This is a genomic window from Slackia sp., from assembly GCF_977041755.1.
In genome coordinates, this window is record NZ_CDRRGL010000195.1 from 1 (window position 1) to 2,514 (window position 2,514).

Here is a 2,514-nt window from a genome sequence, read left to right on the forward strand (position 1 = left end):
CTCGATTCACGGCGAAAGCGGCCTGGACGGCGTCGAGCTGCCCGTGCCAACCCGCCCGCTCGAGCAGAAGCACGCGGTGAACTACATCGTGGAAACCATCATGGCAAGCGAGCCGGGCACCATCACTTTGGTTCCCACTGGCCCGCTCACCAACATCGCGATGGCTGTGCGCATGGAGCCGCGCATCATTGAGCGCGTGAAGGAAGTCGTGCTTATGGGCGGTGGCTACCACGTGGGCAACTGGAGTGCCGTGGCCGAGTTCAACATCAAAGTCGACCCCGAAGCCGCCCATATCGTGTTCAACGAGAAGTGGCCGCTCACCATGGTTGGCCTCGACCTCACGCACCAAGCGCTGTGCACGCCCGCCGCGCAAAAGAGGATCGAAGAAGTTGGCACGCCGCTCGCTACATTCGTCTCGGGCCTCATGGACTTCTTCCGCAAGACCTACCAAGACAACCAAGATTTCGTGGATCCGCCGGTGCACGACCCCTGCACGGTCGCTTACCTCATCGATCCCACGTGCGTGGAAACGCGCCGCTGCCCGCTCGACGTGGAAATTCACAGCGAGCTCACTCTGGGCATGACGGTTGCCGACCTGCGCGGGCCGGAGCCTTCTGCCGAGGAATGCCACACCCAAGTGGCAACGAAGCTCGACTTCGACAAATTCTGGAACCTCGTGACTGACGCTATTGAAAGGATCGGCTAAGTTCGCATGGCCGCTGAATCTACCAAACCCAAAACTCTCGACGAGGGCGGCAAGAACATCGTTGCCCTCATGGTCGCGCTGCTCGTGGCCATTTTCGCCTTCCAGCTCAACGCTTCTATGCTCTCGCCCGCGCTTGTGGCGATGCAAAACGAGCTGCACACCACCGCCACCGAAATCGGCAACACGCAAACGGTGTTCTTCACGGCCGCCGCGCTGTTCTCGCTGTTCCTTCCCCGCCTGGCCGACATCGCAGGCCGCAAGAAGGTGCTCAGCGGCATGCTTCTGATTACCGCCATCGGCTGCATCGTGAGCGCCGCCGCGCAAGACGTGACCATGCTCATGGTAGGCCGCATCATGCAAGGCGTTGCCGGCCCGGTTGTGCCTATGTGCCTTATCATGCTGCATACGCAAGTGACCGAAGAGGCCCGTTATACCAAGCTGATGGCCATTCTGACCTCGGTTAATGGCGGCATCGCAGGCGTTGACGCCATTCTGGGCGGCTGGCTTGCCGGCAACTTCGGCTTCCGCTCGGTGTTCATCTGCATGGCCGTCGTTGCCGTGCTCGCCGTGGTGCTCGTGTGGTTCTGCTCGAAGGAAAGCAAGGCCGAAGGCTCGCCGAAAATGGACTGGGCCGGCGTGGTTACGCTCGGCATCGCGTTTCTTTCCGCCTACTTGGCCATCAACGAGATTCAGAAGCTGGCTAAAGCCGACCTCGTGATGGTGGCCGTGCTGGTGTTGGTTGCCGCCGTGTTCTTCGTGGTGTTCTGGAACATCGAAAAGAAGAAAGACGCCCCCCATGGTGTCTACCCACTATCTGAAGCAGCGCCGCACGTGGGGCCTGCTGCTTACCACGCTGCTTACCATGACCGGCGTGTTCGCCATTATGAACGGCGTTGTGCCCGCCATCGCGCAAGACGAAGCCTGTGGCGTTGCTATGGGCGCCGACGTAGTGAGCTTCGCCACGCTAACCCCGTATGCGCTGCTCGGCCTGTGCTTCGGCCCCGTTGCCGGCGTTCTGGCCAGCAAATTCGGCTACCACGTTGTGCTGCGCGCGGGTCTCGTAGTTTCCATTTTGGGTGCTCTGTTCGGCATTTTCGTCGCGCACAACACGAGCATCGCCACGCTTGTCGTGATTTCGGTCGTACTGGGCATTTCCTATGCAGGCACCGCGAACATCATGCTGAACGGCCTGGGCATCGTGCTTTCCCCGAAAGACAATACAGGCTACCTGCCGGGCATGAACGCAGGCGCGTTCAATCTGGGCGCAGGCCTTTCTTTCGCCGTGCTGTACGCCGCTATGGACGCCTACGCCGCACAGGCGGGCGCCGCCGGCGGTTATGCTGCCGCCATGGTCATGGGCGCCATCCTGCTGGCGCTGGCGCTGGCAACTTCGTTCTTTATTCCGAAGGCCGAGGACGCCGACAACAGCTAGTCTCATTTGCGCCGGCTGCGCGTTCGGTCGCACAGCCGGCGCTTCTGCACGAGGTTGCACCTTCCTGACAGGAATCACCGCGACTAGGTATTCTTGTTGATGGCAAATTCGCTTCTCGAGGGCTTTCCCGCTAGAAATAGCCCTCGAGAAGCAACATTTGGATGTCATCTTTCAAATTTCGCAAGTTTCAAAAGACCTAATTGTCGCGTTTTCTGCCAAAACAGCCCCAGTTTTAAGCAAAAAGACCCACTCGCGACTCCCTCGCCAAAAGCAAGCCGCGCTTGGTGTTCCCTGGCGAGTGCATCGAACACGTTCCAATGCACTCGAATGCATTCGCCAAAGAACACATCCCACCCGACCATCATTCGATTCCACG

Annotated in this window: 3 protein-coding genes and 1 pseudogene; 3 read left to right on the forward strand and 1 reads right to left on the reverse strand. The window is 59.7% G+C overall.

Features of this window, described 5'->3' with window-relative positions; genetic code table 11:
- From ACWI8T_RS09405 to ACWI8T_RS09415, 3 genes and pseudogenes are all read left to right on the forward strand, one after another.
- The coding region (locus ACWI8T_RS09405; protein ID WP_449138756.1) for a nucleoside hydrolase at nucleotides 1-706 on the forward strand (706 nt) is incomplete at its 5' end.
- Between the two features lie 117 nt (nucleotides 707-823).
- Nucleotides 824-1,276 (forward strand): annotated as a pseudogene (locus tag ACWI8T_RS09410) (MFS transporter); the annotation flags it as partial.
- A 226-nt stretch (nucleotides 1,277-1,502) separates the two neighbouring features.
- Nucleotides 1,503-2,138 (forward strand): MFS transporter, encoded by a 636-nt coding sequence (locus ACWI8T_RS09415; RefSeq protein WP_449138757.1) that lies wholly within the window; start codon nucleotides 1,503-1,505, stop codon nucleotides 2,136-2,138.
- A gap of 164 nt (nucleotides 2,139-2,302) precedes the next feature.
- On the opposite strand, the gene ACWI8T_RS09420 is transcribed toward ACWI8T_RS09415, so the two are convergent.
- Nucleotides 2,303-2,514 (reverse strand): hypothetical protein (locus tag ACWI8T_RS09420; protein WP_449138758.1); only part of this gene is annotated, 212 nt, incomplete at its 5' end.